Raw genomic sequence first — 16,020 nt, 5'->3', positions numbered from 1 at the left:
CCAGATAATATAGCAAAAATTTGTATCTCATGCGATAATGAAATTATATATTTCGTTCGAGGAGATGCGCATGGATATAAAAATTGGTACATTATTGCAATTGGAACCGACTCATAGTACGCGAATAGAAAAATTTCGCTGTAAAGTTGTTGAACAAACAGAAAATATCATCTATATCGATTATCCAACAAATGTTTCAACGAAGAAAACAGCCTTCTTAATAGACGGAACTGAATTTAGAGCAACCTTTCATACGGAGGATAGACAATCATTTGCTTTTAATACGCAAGTAATGGGGCGTAAAAGTGGTAATATTCCAATGATTAAGCTGTCATGCCCTGCAGAAACGGATTTTATTAAAATTCAACGTCGTGAGTATGTGCGTGTGGAAACACCTGTAGATGTCGCGCTACAATTGGGTAATTACAGATATCAACTTGTAGCAGAAGATATAAGTGCAGGTGGGTTGGCAATTGATTTGAAGGGGCCAGTTGCTTTCAAAGATGGTGATGATGTAGTGCTAACAATTGTTTTACCTTTCTCAAATGGAGAAATGCATTATGTTGTTACAGATGCAATTGTCGTAAGAATTTTTGAAAGAGATAATACAAAAATTGCATCTATTCGGTTAACAGATACAGATGAAATTGATCAACAACATATTGTGCGTTTTTGCTTTGAACGCCAACTATTGATTCGTAGAAAAGAATTGAATGAAACTGTCTAATTTAAATTAAGAAAAGGAGCTGTCCAAATGACTCTTAGGACAGCTCCTTTTTTATTTCTGTGATACAATATTGTGTGATAGAAAGTGAGGAATCGTATGAAAAAGAACATTCAAATTGCAATCGATGGTCCAGCAGGTGCTGGCAAAAGTACAATTGCAAAAATTGTCGCAGAAACATTGGGTTTCACTTATATTGATACAGGTGCAATGTATCGTGCAGTTACGTATAAAGCGTTGAAACAAAACATACATTTAGATGATGAAACAAAATTAGCTGAAATGTTAACAGTAAGTACGATTGACTTGAAGCCATCTCAGCAAGGACAACTTGTCTTTCTAGATGGAGAGAATGTGTCTGCAGAAATTCGTTCAAATGAAGTAACATCATCTGTTTCGCAAGTAGCAGCACATGCAAGGGTACGTGAGCTACTAGTAGCCCAACAGCAAAAGTTAGCTGCAAATGGCGGCGTAGTCATGGATGGTCGTGATATTGCCACGCATGTGTTAAAAGATGCAGAATTAAAAATTTTCATGTCTGCTACGGTAGAAGAACGTGCAAGACGTCGCTTTATCGACAATGAAAAACGTGGCATTGAGTCTTCTATAGAGAAATTACAAGAAGAAATTGCGCTACGTGACAAAATGGATAGTGAACGTGAGGCATCGCCACTCATTCAAGCAGAAGATGCGTTATTCTTAGACACAACTGATTTATCAATCGACGAAGCAGCGCAGGCCATTTTGAAATTAGCTAAAGAAAAAATGGCATAAATTCTAAATTTGTAGACAATTTTTAGAATTTAAGGATTAATTTTTGTTTTTGTCATCAATATCGAATAAAATAGTAATTGAAGATGCGAAGGAGGGTTACATATGACTGAAGAAATGAACTATACGGAAAACAAAACGTTTCAAGAAGGTGATATCGTAAAAGGTATTGCTGAGAAAGTGGATGAAAAAGCAGTAACTGTTTCAATTCCGGGTGCACCATTTGATGGAATTGTACCAATTAGTGAATTATCGAGCCTACACATTGAAAAAGCGTCTGATGCAATCTCCGTTGGGGATGAATTAGAGTTGATGATTACAAAAGTTGAAGAAGAAAACTATGTATTATCAAAACGTAAAGTAGATGCCTTAAAAGCATGGGATGCACTTGAACAACAATTTGCTGCGGAAGAAGTATTTGAAGCAGAAGTAAAGGATATTGTAAAAGGTGGTCTCGTAGTCGATTTAGGAGTACGTGGCTTTGTTCCAGCATCCTTAGTAGAAGATTATTTTGTAGATGATTTTGAAGACTATAAAGGTCAAACATTAAAATTTAAAATTGTCGAGCTAGATAAAGAAAAAAATCGCTTAATCTTATCTCATCGTGCAGTTGTTGAAGAGGAAAAAGCTTCTCACAAGAAGAATGTGATTAACCAGATTCATGCTGGTGATGTATTAGATGGGAAAGTACAGCGTATCGCAGTATTTGGTGCGTTTATTGATCTTGGTGGCATTGATGGCCTTGTGCATATTTCCCAAGTTTCACATGAGCATGTTAGTGATGTAAGCGAGGTTTTATCAGTAGGACAAGACGTAAAGGTAAAAGTTCTTTCTGTTGATCCTTCAAATGAGCGTATCTCACTATCCATTAAAGATACACTTCCTGGGCCGTGGTCGAATATCGAAGAGCGCGCAAAAAAAGGTACTGTTCTTGACGGTAGAGTGAAGCGTTTAACGTCATTTGGCGCATTTGTGGAAGTATTCCCTGGTGTGGAAGGCTTAGTGCATATTTCGCAAATAGCGCATAAGCACATTAATACGCCACATGAGGTGCTGAAAGAAGGCCAAGAGGTACAAGTGAAGGTGCTTGAAGTAAATGTTGATGAGGGCCGCTTAGCACTTAGTATTAAAGAGTTACTTGAAAATCCTAATGCTGAGGAAATCATTGATTATGAACTTCCTGTAGAAACAACTGGCTTTTCATTTAGCGACGTGATTGGCGATCAATTGAAAAACTTTAATAAATAATGAAATATAGAAAGGCGAGGATGCATAATGTATCCTCGCCTTTTTTGACGGTATAAGACTAGGACAAATAGAAATAGGGTCAATGGATAATCGATGACTCATCACCATGAAGTGGGGGTGATTTCCGTTCCAACTGGGCGCTTTCAGGGAGTCGCTCAGCCTCCACTTCAATCAATGAACTTACTAAAATTCTTTTTAACCAAATGTCACCCCAAACTTTTCATGATGGACCTAATTGATCAAGTTTAGCCTCGTTTTTGGCGGAAATTCATGTCTAATATTTGTGCAAACTGTTAATTCAGGAGGCACGGGTGCTATTTCTTATGATATAATGTCATTTTTCGTGTATAATAGCGAAAGACGAGAAGTTGGAAGGATGAAGTACAGATGACGAAACCAGTAGTAGCCATCGTAGGTCGTCCGAACGTAGGTAAGTCGACGATTTTTAATCGTATCGTAGGTGAACGTGTATCGATCGTGGAAGATATTCCAGGCGTAACACGTGACCGTATTTATAGTTCGGCAGAGTGGCTAACACATGACTTTAATATTATTGATACAGGCGGTATTGAGATTGGAGACGAGCCGTTTTTAGAACAGATTCGTCAACAAGCTGAGATCGCTATTGAAGAAGCTGATGTAATTATTTTCATGACAAATGGTCGTGAAGGTGTTACATCTGCAGATGAGCAAGTTGCAAAAATTTTATACAAAACAAAAAAGCCGGTCGTATTAGCGGTAAATAAAGTCGATAATCCAGATATGCGCGAAATGATTTATGATTTCTACGCACTTGGCTTTGGTGAGCCTTGGCCGATTTCGGGTTCTCACGGCTTAGGTTTAGGGGATTTATTGGACGAATGCGCGAAACATTTCCCACAAGTAGATGAAGTACAATATGGTGATGAGGTCATTAAATTCTCACTAATTGGCCGACCAAATGTTGGGAAATCTTCATTAGTAAACGCCTTTATAGGGCAAGATCGTGTTATTGTAAGTGATATTGCTGGAACAACACGTGATGCCATTGATACACCTTATGTATACGATGATCAAGAATATGTGATTATCGATACAGCGGGTATGCGTAAAAAAGGGAAAGTGTACGAAACGACTGAGAAATACTCGGTGTTACGTGCCTTACGTGCTATTGAACGCTCAGACGTTGTACTAGTTGTTTTGAATGCGGAAGAAGGTATTCAAGAACAAGATAAAAAAATTGCAGGTTATGCACATGAAGCGGGTAAAGCTATTGTTATCGTTGTCAATAAGTGGGATACTATTGAAAAAGACGATAAAACAATGAATGCCTTTACAACTCAAATTCGTGAGCATTTCTTATTCTTAGATTATGCGCCAATTATTTTCGTATCTGCGAATACAAAACAACGTGTACATCAAATTTTACCGATTATCCAACGTGTAAGTGAAAACCACGCAATGCGTATTCAATCATCTATATTAAACGAAGTGATTGAAGATGCAGTAGCGCGTAACCCGGCTCCGACAGATAAGGGTCGTCGTTTGCGCCTATACTATGCAACTCAAGTGGCAATCAAGCCGCCAACATTTGTTGTATTTGTCAATGAAAAAGAGCTTATGCACTTCTCTTACGAACGTTTCTTAGAAAATCGTATTCGTGACATATTTGACTTTGAAGGTACGCCAATTCGTTTAATTACTCGTGCTCGTGATTAATAAATAGAATAGTTATAAAAAAAGTACGTCAACCCGATACCAAAGGGGTGACGTACTTTTAAGCAAAATTTCGAAAAAATCTAAAATAAGTTACTCGTTTTAAAAGCGAAGTTAATCCACAAAGGGGGATTTTTGATGGAACGAGTTTGTGTGTTAGGGGCAGGCTCATGGGGCACTGCTTTAGCGATGGTACTTGCTGAAAATGGCCATGATACCCTTGTATGGACACATCGTGCCGAGCAGGCAGATGAAATCAATCAACATCATACAAATACAAAATATTTGCCCGAAACAGTGCTACCATCAAATTTACGTGCTACAAGTGATATTGCAAAGGCCGTTGCACATTCGGACACGATTATTGTGGCTGTACCGACAAAGGCAATCCGTGAAGTATGTGAGAAAATGACGTCCATACTTGATAAGAAAGTGCTGTTTGTTCATGTATCAAAAGGAATTGAGCCAGATTCATTAAAACGTATTTCAGAGATTTTAGCGGAGAGCTTACCGGCTGAGTTTGTGGAAGAAATTGTTGTATTATCAGGACCAAGCCATGCAGAAGAGGTTGTGCAACATCATCCAACAACGATTACAGCTGCTTGCGGGAATATTGTGGCTGCTGAAAAAGTTCAAGATTTATTTATGAATCAATATTTCCGAGTGTATACCAATGAGGATGTTGTTGGTGTTGAAATCGGTGGAGCATTAAAAAATGTTATAGCTCTTGCTGCGGGAATTACAGATGGCTTAAATTACGGTGATAATGCTAAGGCGGCGCTTATAACGCGTGGTCTCGCTGAAATTACGCGTCTTGGCGTGAAAATGGGTGGTAATCCATTTACGTTTTCAGGCCTAACTGGCATGGGTGATTTGATCGTGACATGTACAAGTGTGCATTCTCGTAACTGGCGTGCTGGTAATATGCTTGGAAAAGGCATGAAGCAACAGGAAGTGCTTGAACAAATGGGCATGGTGGTCGAAGGTGTTCGTACAACGAAGGCTGCTTATCAACTAGCTGAGAAGTTCGATGTGGCGATGCCAATATCAACAGCGTTATATGGTGTTTTATTTAATGATGTAGCTCCAAAAGAGGCTGTTGATGCATTAATGATGCGCGGAAAAAAACGTGAAATTGATGAGATGATGCCATAATATTGTTTAGCTTCTGGGGAAATTTATACCAACAAATTTGATTATTTCGTCGTAAAATGGACACAAACAGAAGACTCTAAAAAGGGTACTTCTGTTCTTTTTTATGTCGTACATAGTATAATATACGTTGATTGCATAAAGCTCTAGCGAATGTCATATCTGTAAAATTGTGTTTGAAAAAATTTTGTATGTGAATTATAGAGAAAGGTGGTTGTCCATTATGGGTCCTTTATCGCATATGCATGCACTGGATATTATGTGGGTTTCTTTTTATTGTATAGGTTTTATGATTATTTCTGTCGGGCTCATTTTTTTAAGCCGACATAAAATTGCTAATGGTTTTCTTCGTACCATAGTGAATTTAATTGCATACATATTGTTTGGACTTGGTACATTTTTAATGGTGCTCGTTGTTGCCACATGGCCGGCTTAAACATGAAGGGGAGTAAGTAATATGAAAAAATTAAGCGCTTTACTTTTGATGGCTGTCGTAACGGTATTAATGGCTGGATGTGTGGGAAGTGCATACCCAGAAGATGAAAAAATGGCTAAACAAATACCAGATATTGATCAACTGGCAGCTATGCAACGTGCTGTAAATGAATACCGCGAGGCAACGGGTGGACTTGTGCCTATTAAAACGACCGATATGGATACAGATATTTATATTAAATATTTGATTGACTTTGAAAAGCTAGTACCGCAATATATTGCTAAAATTCCGGGGAACGCTTATGAAAAGGGTGGTATTTACCAGTATATTATTTGGGATCCTGAAAATACTGCTGAAGTAAAACTAGTGGATTTAAATGCAGCTGAACGTATGCGCGAGATTAATATTCGTAAAATGGGTATGAAGTATTTACCAACGACAGGTGCAATTTCTGATAATGTCTACAAAATTAACTTTGAAAAACTAGGCTATAAATCAGATTTAACTATGAAAAGTCCCTATTCAGGCATAGAATTACCAATAATTATGACGGGTGATGGCGAACTTCACGTAGACTATTCGATTGATTTAAATCAACTGTTAATAGAAGATCAGCCTGATGTAAAACCAGGTGAAGATATTCGTCACTTGCTTGTCGATAAATATCCAGTAGTACCGGCATACTCAGTCCCTTATACAGTGGATGAAAACGGCGAACCAACATATATGATGGATGTATATATGGCAGAAGTAGAGAAGAAAAAGGAAAAAGCTAAAAAAGCAGCACAAGAAGCAGCACAAGATGCTGAAACTGAAACAAAATAATAGAAAGCTCCTCACATTTGTGAGGAGCTTTTTCATATCTGCAATTCGATTCGCATATAGTGAAAAAGCGTAGATAAAGGAGGCAAAAACCTTGAGTGAAGCAGTATTTAGAGAGATTGCAGAGCGCACAAATGGCGATGTTTATATTGGTGTAGTCGGTCCAGTACGAGTAGGGAAATCAACATTCGTAAAAAAAGTAATGGAGTCTGTTGTGATACCGAATATTGTGGATGATACGGAAAGAATGCGTGCACAGGACGAGCTGCCACAAAGCTCACCAGGTCCAGTTATTATGACAGCTGAGCCGAAGTTTGTGCCTGCCCAAGCAACTCGAATTGCAGTTGGGGAAGACGAGATGTCGTTCCAAATTCGACTAGCAGATTGCGTCGGCTATGTCATTGAAGGTACGAAAGGCTATGAGGATGAGAATGGTCCGAAATTGGTGCATACACCGTGGCACACAGAGCCAATTCCTTTCCAAGAAGCGGCGAAAATTGGCACTGATAAAGTCATCCGTGATCATGCCAATATCGGCATTGTAATAACAACGGACGGTACAGTGAATGGAATTCAGCGAAGAGCGGCAGAAAGAGCTGAAGAAGAAATTGTGGCACAATTAAAGGAAATAGGAAAACCGTTTGTCATTGTTTTAAATTGCCAAATGCCAGCGAGAGAAGAAACGGTACAGCTACGCAACGAGTTGATTGAGCGTTATAATGTCCCAGTAATTCCCATTTCGGTTGATCAAATGCGTGTACCGGATATTCAGTATATTTTACAAGAAGCATTGTTTGAATTTCCAATCCGAACAATTGAAGTAGAGAAGCCGGATTGGTTAGATGTGCTTGAAGCCTCTCATCCGTTAAATGTAGCGCTGGTTGATTCGATGGAAGAGGTACTTTCTTCAGTCATGAAAATTCGTGATGTACAACAAGCATCAGATGCATTTAAGGAAATTGATTTCATAGCATCTAGTGAAGTCGTGAATGTGGATGCTGGAATTGGTACAGCGGTTATTCGTGTGGCCCTTCAAGGCGACCTTTATAAGGCAGTGTGTAATGAATGGCTAGAGGAGCCGATTGAAACGAAGCGAGACTGGCTTTTATTCATAAAAGAGGCTGCAGAGGCAAAAGAGGCGCAAAAACGCTTTAGAGAGGCCATTAACGATGCTAGAGAAGATGGCTATGGTGTGACGCTGCCGATGATGCAGGAGTTTGAGCCGACAGCGCCGGAGCTTATTAAGCAAAATAATTTTTATGGGGTGCGTATGAAGGCAAGTGCACCGTCTTATCATATTATCCGTATTGATATGGAATCGGAATTTGCACCGCTCATTGGTTCTGAATTCCATAGCCAGCAATTATTAAAAGATTTAAATCATGCGTATTTACACGATCGTGAGGCATTATGGCAAACTCAACTTTTTGGTACGCCGTTACATGAAGTGCTAAAGCAAGGGATTCGTTATAAAATGGATGCTGTCCCTAAAACTGCAAAAAAACGGATGCGCCAAACTATAGAAAGAATGGTAAATGAGGGTGAAAGAGGTTTAGTAACCTTTATTTTGTAAAGAAATTAATCTAATTTAATTTATGAAAAAACAGTGCAGGACTCCACATTTCTATGTGAAAAGTCCTGTTATTTCTGTTTTTAGGGGGAAAATAGATTTTTTGGGTAAAATCTTGAATGAATACAGTTGCGTAGCGGTTTTCTATATGTTACTCTTTTTACAGATTGATTCATGACCCTTTGAGAGGAGGTGAATGGTGTGAATAAAACAGAATTAGTAAACTCTGTTGCTGAAGCTGCAGGTCTTTCTAAAAAAGACGCTTCTAAAGCAGTTGAAGCTGTATTTGATACAATTCAAGATGCTCTTGCGAAGGGTGACAAAGTACAATTAATCGGTTTTGGTAACTTTGAAGTTCGTGAACGTGCTGCTCGTAAAGGCCGCAACCCACAAACTGGTATGGAAATCGAAATTGCTGCGAGCAAAGTACCTGCTTTTAAACCAGGTAAAGCGCTTAAAGACGCTGTAAAATAATAAGCGTCTAGTAGTTACATAGAGCAGTCTTCATGTAAACTAACATGGAGACTGCTCTTTTTGATGGTATGGTGCGTATATACATAAAAAATGAACTAGAAATTACGTGAGATATGTTGAGTTTTGTATTGATAAGGTTAGCTGTTTTGCGCTTGCATAGTGGATATGCTACGATGCAAAGAGAAAATGTGTAATGCTTTGATACGCAGGAGGGTTTTTTAGGATGTCGAATGTTGATATAAAGAAAATAGAAGACGCAGTAAAAATGATATTAGAAGCAGTTGGTGAGGATATAAACCGCGAAGGCTTACTGGATACACCAAAGCGAGTGGCAAAAATGTACGCTGAAATGTTCAGTGGTTTACATGAGGATGCAAAGGATTATTTTAAAACGGTATTCCATGAGGATCACGAAGAATTAGTGCTTGTGAAAGATATTCCGTTTTATTCTATGTGTGAGCATCATCTTGTACCATTTTACGGGAAAGCTCATGTGGCATACATACCAGAAGGTGGAGTTGTTGCAGGACTAAGTAAATTAGGACGTGCTGTTGAAACAATTGCACGCCGACCACAATTACAAGAGCGTATTACTTCTTCTGTGGCTGATACAATCATGGAAATGCTTTCACCTAAAGGTGTTTATGTAGTGATTGAGGCAGAGCATATGTGTATGACGATGCGCGGACTTAAAAAACCTGGCGCCAAAACGGTTACATCTGTTGCACGTGGCGTATACGCAGAAGATGAAGTGAAACGTCGCGAAGTGTTGTCATTTATTCAAATGTCTTAATTTGCGTGTCTAATTATGTTACAATAAACGAAGAATTTGGTTGATTTAAGGAGCGTAAAACTATGGCGCAAGATTATATTGTTATTCAAGCTGAGGAAGATGGCGTGCATGTGATTGGCTTAACACGCGGTACAGATACGAAATTCCATCACTCAGAAAAATTAGATGCTGGCGAAGTAATGATTGCACAATTTACAGAGCATACATCTGCAATGAAGATTCGAGGTAAGGCGCAAATCCATACAGGTCATGGTGTTATCCATAGCGAAGCGAAAAAGTAAAACTGATAAAAAGAGAAAACTTTTTTATTCCAAATCGTTGCTTATGCTATAATTACACAGTAAGCGAGCGTTGGGTCATGCGAATGATAGACGTATTTGAAAGTGAAATGGAGAAAGGTCTATGGATGCAACATACATTCAAAATTCAATTCTACAACTTAAAACAGATATTTTCATGGATGTTCGACATAAAACTTTGCAAAAGTACACAGGAGATCCTGTGCTCGATGAAAATCAATTGTTTTACTTGTTAGTTCCTTTTTTTAATGGGGAAGAGTGGGAACATGAGCAAAAAGAAGCTGCAATTACAGTAGGTATAGTGTACGCAGCACTTGCGGCACATGATCATATAAAAGAATTAGATGCCACTTCGAAAGAACAACAGTTAACAGTGTTAGCGGGTGACTTTTACAGTGGCCGTTACTATGAGATTCTAGCTGCGTCAGGAAATGTCGCACTGATTAGAAGTTTGTCACAGGGCATTGTGGCACGCTGTGAACATCAAATAAAAGTGTATGAACAAGAAGAACGTACGGTCGAACAATGGTTTGCTGCAGTAGAAAATATTGAAGCAGGTTTAATAGCGCAGTTTTTCGAACTTTATGCATTTGAACAATATGTAGCGTTGGTAGAAAAAGGTTTATTATACTTCCGTTTGGAACGAGAGTTGGCAGCTCATCAGTGCGGACAAACGTCATTGTTTAATACGTGTATTGAAAAGAGTGCTATACATGAAGGCACGACGTATGAACGTGTTATGCAAAACAAAATAGTGCAATTAAAAGCAGAAATTCTGCAAGACATTAAACAAGCTTCATTTTTGCAGGATGATATAAAGTGGGCTTTGGAGGCACGTGTAGAGGCAAATGTAGTTTCTACTAACGGATAAGAGAGGTTTGACAAAATGGCTAAATCGAAAGAAGAACACGTACACGAAGTATTTGAACATATTTCGGAAAGCTATGACAAGATGAATGGTGTTATCAGCTTCCAAATGCATGTCGGTTGGCGCAATGATACGATGAAGCGTATGGCTGTGAAACCTGGCTCTAAAGCTTTGGATGTTTGTTGTGGTACGGCAGATTGGACAATTGCATTAGCAGAGGCAGTTGGGGAAACAGGGGAAGTTAAGGGCCTTGATTTCAGTAGAAACATGTTAAAAGTTGGCGAGGAAAAGGTAAAGCCATATCCACAAATCGAGCTTTTACATGGCAATGCAATGGAATTACCGTTTCCTGATAATACCTTTGATTATGTCACTATTGGCTTTGGACTCCGTAATGTACCAGATTATTTACAAGTGTTAAAGGAAATGCAACGAGTTGTAAAACCAGGTGGGATGGTTGTTTGTTTAGAAACATCACAATCTGAAATCCCGGGCTATCGACAATTATTCCGATTTTACTTCAAATATATTATGCCGATATTTGGAAGAATCTTTGCGAAAAGCTTTAAAGAGTATTCTTGGTTACAACAATCTGCAAATGATTTCCCAGGCATGAAAAAATTAGCGACAATGTTTGGACAAGCAGGTTTAGAAAAAGTAACGTATAAAGCTTACAGCGGTGGTGCTGCAGCAATGCATATGGGCTTTAAAAAAGTACGTTAACGGGGGAAGGTATTCACGCGTGGAAAAGATGAAGTTAAAACTACTCTATTCTGATTTGAAATCAGATATAGAGATCATCGAAAAAGAACTAGAAACAGCGGTGAACTCGTCATCACATTTGATTAATGATGCTTCTCTCCATTTATTACAAGCTGGTGGAAAACGGATACGTCCAATTTTCGTGTTACTTGGCGCGAAATTTGGTGACTACCAAATTGATAAAATAAAGGATGTCGCTGTTCCGTTAGAGCTTATTCATATGGCATCCCTTGTGCATGATGATGTGATAGACGATTCGGATATGCGAAGAGGCCGTCCAACCGTAAAATCACAATGGAATAACCGAGTAGCGATGTACACGGGTGACTTTATCTTTGCGCGTGCACTTGAATATATTACAAAGCTTGAAGACCCACATGTTCATCAAATTTTAGCACGAACAATGGTGGAAATTTGTAACGGTGAAGTCATTCAAATTGAAGATAAATACAGACTTAATCAAGGCTTAAAAGATTACTTCAGACGTATTAAACGAAAAACTGCTTTATTGATTTCGTCTAGTTGTGAACTGGGTGCAGTTGCAGCAGGTGTAGATAAAAAAACAGTCAACCATTTAAAACGTTTCGGCTATTTTGTGGGCATGAGCTTCCAAATTATAGACGATATTTTAGATATTATGGCAACCGATAAAGAGCTTGGGAAGCCTGCGGGTAGTGATTTGTTGCAAGGGAATATTACTTTACCCATATTGCTATTAAAGGATGACCCGCATATGCAACCGTATTTAACAAAGGTGTTTGCAGGCACATTAACTGAGCCTGAACGTCAAGAAATGTTGAAGTACGTGCGTAAATCAGAGGCTATAAAGCAAGCAAATAAAATGAGCGATCAGTATTTGAAAAAAGCATTGAAAGAGATCGATGCGTTACCAAAGCATCCTGTAAAGAAAAAGCTGAGAGACCTTGCTTTAGTAATGGGAAAACGTAAATTTTAGCTTTTTGTTGTACAATGGCTCATTGTTTGTTAATATTTATCGGTAGGTGAAAAACCTGTTAGACGAATTTAAGGAGTGTTTTTAAACATGGCAATCGAAAAAACTTTTTTAATGGTGAAACCAGATGGCGTAGAACGTCAAGTAATCGGAGATATCGTAGACCGTTTTGAACGTCGCGGTTTTGTATTGAAAGGCGCTAAATTAATGGTAATTCCAACTGAATTAGCACAAAACCACTATGCTGAGCATGCTGAACGTCCATTCTTCGGTGAATTAGTTGATTTCATCACTTCTGGTCCAGTATTCGCTATGGTATGGGAAGGCGAAAACGTAATTAAACTTGCTCGTACGATGATGGGCGCAACTAAACCTGAAGAATCTAACCCAGGTACAATCCGTGGAGACTACGCTACAACAGTTTCTCACAACATCATCCACGGTTCTGATTCTTTAGCTTCTGCTGAACGTGAAATCGGTCTATTCTTCGGTGAAGATTTAGTTTAATCTAAATCTACTTTAATAGTATAGATAAAAAATAAACAACTATCGTTTTTTATAGCGATAGTTGTTTTTTTATTTCAAAATATAGAATGTTCTTAGAAAACATTTCTATTTTTAGAATTGTTAGAAAATTTAATTTATAGTACAATTAATTTCGTAACTAACTAATTTCTTAAAGGTGGGATTTCATGGATTTAACAGTACCGTTAATGATACATGCACATCGAACGCCAAAAAAGGTTTGTTTAGTTTATCAGGAAAAAGAGTACACATATCAATCTTTAAATGAAGAAGTCAATCGCTATGCCCATGGGTTATTGGACCATGGAATTAAAAAGGGTGACAAAATTGCAGTTTTTATGAAAAACTCGGATGATTTTATTATCGCAGCTTACGCAATTTGGAAAGTCGGGGGGGTTCTTGTACCGATTAATTTCCGATTAACAGCAAATGAACTGAGTTATATTTTAAATCAATCAGATAGCGTACTTATGCTTGCTGATGCAGAGCTAGAAGATGTTTGTAAAGAAGTGATTGTTCAACTGCCCGTATCAATACCAGTGGCGATTACGCCGACAGCTAGAACTGAAGGATTTTTATCATTCCATGCGTTGCGAACAGACACTATTGCTGAAACTGGTGTTGAACTTTCGCCAATGGATGATGCGGAAATTTTGTATACTTCAGGGACAACTGGAAAACCAAAAGGAGCTTTATTTGATCATCATACCGTTTTAAATGTGAATGTAGCCTACAATCATATTGCGAGATTAAATGAAGAGGATTGTTATCTTTTAGTTGCGCCAATTTTCCATTCAGCTGCATTGAATTTAGTGTTTTTAACAACGATGTTTAGTGGGGGCACGCTAGTTGTGCATCGTGATTTCCATCCAGTCGAGGCATTGAAGGCGATTGAAAGGCATAAAGTGACAACTTTCTTTGGAGTTGCAGCTATGTATAATGCGTTTTTACAAGTGCCACCTAAGTCATTTAACTTATCCTCTATTCGCTTTTGTGCATATGGTGCTGCGCCGATGTCACCAGCACTAATAGAAAAGTCGATGGCGTATTTCGGAACTGATCAGTTTTACAATTACTGTGGTCTTACAGAGGGTGGTCCGGGTGGGATTTACCTTTCACCAGAACAGCATAAAACAAACCTTGGTGCTGGTGGGAAACCTATGCCATTTACGAATGCACGTGTTGTTAATGAGCAAATGGAAGATGTGTCACCTGGAGTAGTGGGTGAATTCATTCTCCGTGGTGCTACTATGATGAAAGAATATTATAAAAAGCCTGAGGAATCACGTAAAACTATTGTAGACGGTTGGTTATTAACAGGTGATTTAGCAACAATTGATGAGGAAGGATTTATTACAATTGTTGATCGTAAAAAGGACATGATAATTTCAGGTGGTGAAAATGTTTACTCAGTTGAAGTAGAGCAGGTGTTGGACGGGCATTCAAAAATACAAGAAGTAACGGTGATTGGTGTGCCAGATGAACATTGGGGAGAAAGTGTTGCAGCTGTTATCGTATTAAAGCCGGACGAAGTAATTGATGAGCAAGAGTTGAAGGACTATTGCAGAAAACACTTGGCAGGCTATAAAATTCCACGTCAATTTTTTTATGTAGATCAATTACCAAGAAATGCATCGGGTAAAATATTGAAATATAATTTGCGTGAAAGTTTTGGTACGAAAGTGATTAATAGATGAATAGTTTATGAGGATAACGCATATTGTACTCAGTATGCAAAAAAGCTATGTTAAATGAGACAGTAAGGGAGAAGTTTAAAAATGAGAGAAGCAGTGATTGTAGCAGCGGTTCGTACAGCAGTCGGGCGTAGCAAAGGCGCATTAAAGGATGTACGTGCCGATGATTTAGCGGCCGATGTATTACAGGAAGCGGTTAGTCGTGCAGGTATTGAAAAAGGTCAGGTTGAGGATGTTATTTTCGGCTGTGTCACGCAAACAGGGGAGCAGGGCGCCAATATTGCACGTACAGCGTTGCTGATGGCCGGTTTCCCAGAGACAGTGCCAGGCGTAACGATTGATCGGCAATGCGGCTCTAGTCAACAGGCAGTACACTTTGCGGCACAGGCCATTTTAGCTGGTGATATGGATATTGTCATTGCGGGTGGCGTAGAGAGCATGACCAGAGTGCCGATGTTTTCGAATATGAAAGACGCACATAAAGGAAAGCGCTTACAAGAAAACCAGACAATTATTCATCAAGGGTTATCTGCTGAAAAAATGGCGGAGAAATGGCATTTTTCAAAAGACAAGTTAAATGAATATGCGCTTACAAGTCATAGACGAGCACTTGCAGCGATAGAGGCTGGTCATTTTGAACAGGAGATTATTCCGGTGATGGTGCCTCAAGAAAATGGTGAACTCGATGCTTTTGCGGTTGATGAAGGTCCACGAGCAGAAACAACTCTCGACATATTAAATAGTTTGAAAACTGTCTTTCAGGAGGACGGGGTGATAACAGCAGGGAATGCTAGTCAAATGAGTGATGGTGCATCAGCTGTTGTTGTGATGTCACTTGATAAAGCGAAAGAACTCGGCATTAAGCCACTTGCAAAAATTGTGACAAGGGTTGTCGTAGGCTCGGATCCTACCCTTATGCTGACAGGGCCAATTGAAGCAACGAAGCGCGCACTTGAACGGGCTGGCCTTACAATCGATGAGATCGATACGTATGAGGTAAACGAAGCCTTTGCGCCTGTGCCACTCGCTTGGCTTCATGAAATTGGAGCAGATCCAACAAAGCTCAATCCAGATGGTGGGGCAATTGCACTTGGACATCCACTCGGTGCAACTGGCACAAAGCTGTTAACGACCATGCTATATCGTATGGAACGTGAAAATTTACGTTATGGCTTACTTGCGATTTGTGAAGGCATGGGGATGGCGAATGCCACAATTATCGAAAAACTGTAAAA

General features: G+C 39.0%; 17 protein-coding genes. All 17 read left to right on the top strand.

Features of this window, described 5'->3' with window-relative positions:
• Nucleotides 1–70: 70 nt before the first annotated feature.
• Complete coding sequence (locus AEA09_RS11875) at nt 71–727, top strand: flagellar brake protein (RefSeq protein ID WP_053584042.1); 657 nt, start codon at nt 71–73, stop codon at nt 725–727.
• Between the two features lie 96 nt (nt 728–823).
• Nucleotides 824–1,498, top strand: a complete 675-nt coding sequence (gene cmk, locus AEA09_RS11870) for a (d)CMP kinase (RefSeq protein WP_053584041.1) — start codon at nt 824–826, stop codon at nt 1,496–1,498.
• Between the two features lie 102 nt (nt 1,499–1,600).
• On the top strand, nt 1,601–2,743 hold the full coding sequence (rpsA, locus tag AEA09_RS11865) for a 30S ribosomal protein S1 (protein ID WP_053584040.1): 1,143 nt from the start codon (nt 1,601–1,603) through the stop codon (nt 2,741–2,743).
• A 387-nt stretch (nt 2,744–3,130) separates the two neighbouring features.
• Nucleotides 3,131–4,441 carry a ribosome biogenesis GTPase Der gene (gene der / locus AEA09_RS11860; protein WP_053584039.1) on the top strand — a complete coding sequence of 437 codons (1,311 nt, stop codon included), beginning with the start codon at nt 3,131–3,133 and terminating at the stop codon, nt 4,439–4,441.
• A 135-nt stretch (nt 4,442–4,576) separates the two neighbouring features.
• A complete protein-coding gene (locus tag AEA09_RS11855) occupies nt 4,577–5,593 on the top strand; it encodes an NAD(P)H-dependent glycerol-3-phosphate dehydrogenase (RefSeq protein ID WP_053584038.1) in 1,017 nt (338 codons plus the stop codon).
• A 220-nt stretch (nt 5,594–5,813) separates the two neighbouring features.
• Nucleotides 5,814–6,026: a DUF2768 domain-containing protein gene (locus AEA09_RS11850; RefSeq protein WP_082332643.1), complete on the top strand. Its 213-nt coding sequence runs from the start codon at nt 5,814–5,816 to the stop codon at nt 6,024–6,026.
• A gap of 21 nt (nt 6,027–6,047) precedes the next feature.
• Nucleotides 6,048–6,851 (top strand): hypothetical protein, encoded by an 804-nt coding sequence (locus AEA09_RS11845; RefSeq protein ID WP_053584037.1) that lies wholly within the window; start codon nt 6,048–6,050, stop codon nt 6,849–6,851.
• A gap of 91 nt (nt 6,852–6,942) precedes the next feature.
• The gene (gene spoIVA, locus AEA09_RS11840) at nt 6,943–8,421 is read left to right on the top strand and encodes a stage IV sporulation protein A (protein WP_053584036.1); all 1,479 of its coding nucleotides are present in this window, start codon (nt 6,943–6,945) and stop codon (nt 8,419–8,421) included.
• Between the two features lie 198 nt (nt 8,422–8,619).
• Nucleotides 8,620–8,892 (top strand): HU family DNA-binding protein, encoded by a 273-nt coding sequence (locus AEA09_RS11835; RefSeq protein WP_053584035.1) that lies wholly within the window; start codon nt 8,620–8,622, stop codon nt 8,890–8,892.
• A 223-nt stretch (nt 8,893–9,115) separates the two neighbouring features.
• Nucleotides 9,116–9,685, top strand: a complete 570-nt coding sequence (gene folE, locus AEA09_RS11830; protein WP_053584034.1) for a GTP cyclohydrolase I FolE — start codon at nt 9,116–9,118, stop codon at nt 9,683–9,685.
• A 62-nt stretch (nt 9,686–9,747) separates the two neighbouring features.
• Complete coding sequence (mtrB, locus tag AEA09_RS11825; protein WP_053584033.1) at nt 9,748–9,966, top strand: trp RNA-binding attenuation protein MtrB; 219 nt, start codon at nt 9,748–9,750, stop codon at nt 9,964–9,966.
• 121 nt (nt 9,967–10,087) lie between these two features.
• A complete protein-coding gene (locus AEA09_RS11820) occupies nt 10,088–10,855 on the top strand; it encodes a heptaprenyl diphosphate synthase component 1 (RefSeq protein ID WP_053584032.1) in 768 nt (255 codons plus the stop codon).
• Between the two features lie 15 nt (nt 10,856–10,870).
• A complete protein-coding gene (locus AEA09_RS11815) occupies nt 10,871–11,575 on the top strand; it encodes a demethylmenaquinone methyltransferase (protein ID WP_053584031.1) in 705 nt (234 codons plus the stop codon).
• Nucleotides 11,576–11,594: 19 nt separating this feature from the next.
• On the top strand, nt 11,595–12,569 hold the full coding sequence (hepT, locus tag AEA09_RS11810) for a heptaprenyl diphosphate synthase component II (protein WP_053584030.1): 975 nt from the start codon (nt 11,595–11,597) through the stop codon (nt 12,567–12,569).
• A gap of 87 nt (nt 12,570–12,656) precedes the next feature.
• Nucleotides 12,657–13,073 (top strand): nucleoside-diphosphate kinase, encoded by a 417-nt coding sequence (ndk, locus tag AEA09_RS11805; RefSeq protein WP_053584029.1) that lies wholly within the window; start codon nt 12,657–12,659, stop codon nt 13,071–13,073.
• A gap of 185 nt (nt 13,074–13,258) precedes the next feature.
• On the top strand, nt 13,259–14,788 hold the full coding sequence (locus AEA09_RS11800; protein WP_053584028.1) for a class I adenylate-forming enzyme family protein: 1,530 nt from the start codon (nt 13,259–13,261) through the stop codon (nt 14,786–14,788).
• An 81-nt stretch (nt 14,789–14,869) separates the two neighbouring features.
• Nucleotides 14,870–16,018, top strand: a complete 1,149-nt coding sequence (locus tag AEA09_RS11795) for a thiolase family protein (protein ID WP_053584027.1) — start codon at nt 14,870–14,872, stop codon at nt 16,016–16,018.
• Nucleotides 16,019–16,020 lie beyond the last annotated feature (2 nt).

Origin of the sequence: Lysinibacillus contaminans (genome assembly GCF_001278945.1) — a bacterium.
Lineage (GTDB): Bacteria > Bacillota > Bacilli > Bacillales_A > Planococcaceae > Lysinibacillus > Lysinibacillus contaminans.
This window is presented reverse-complemented; position numbering and strand designations above follow the sequence as displayed.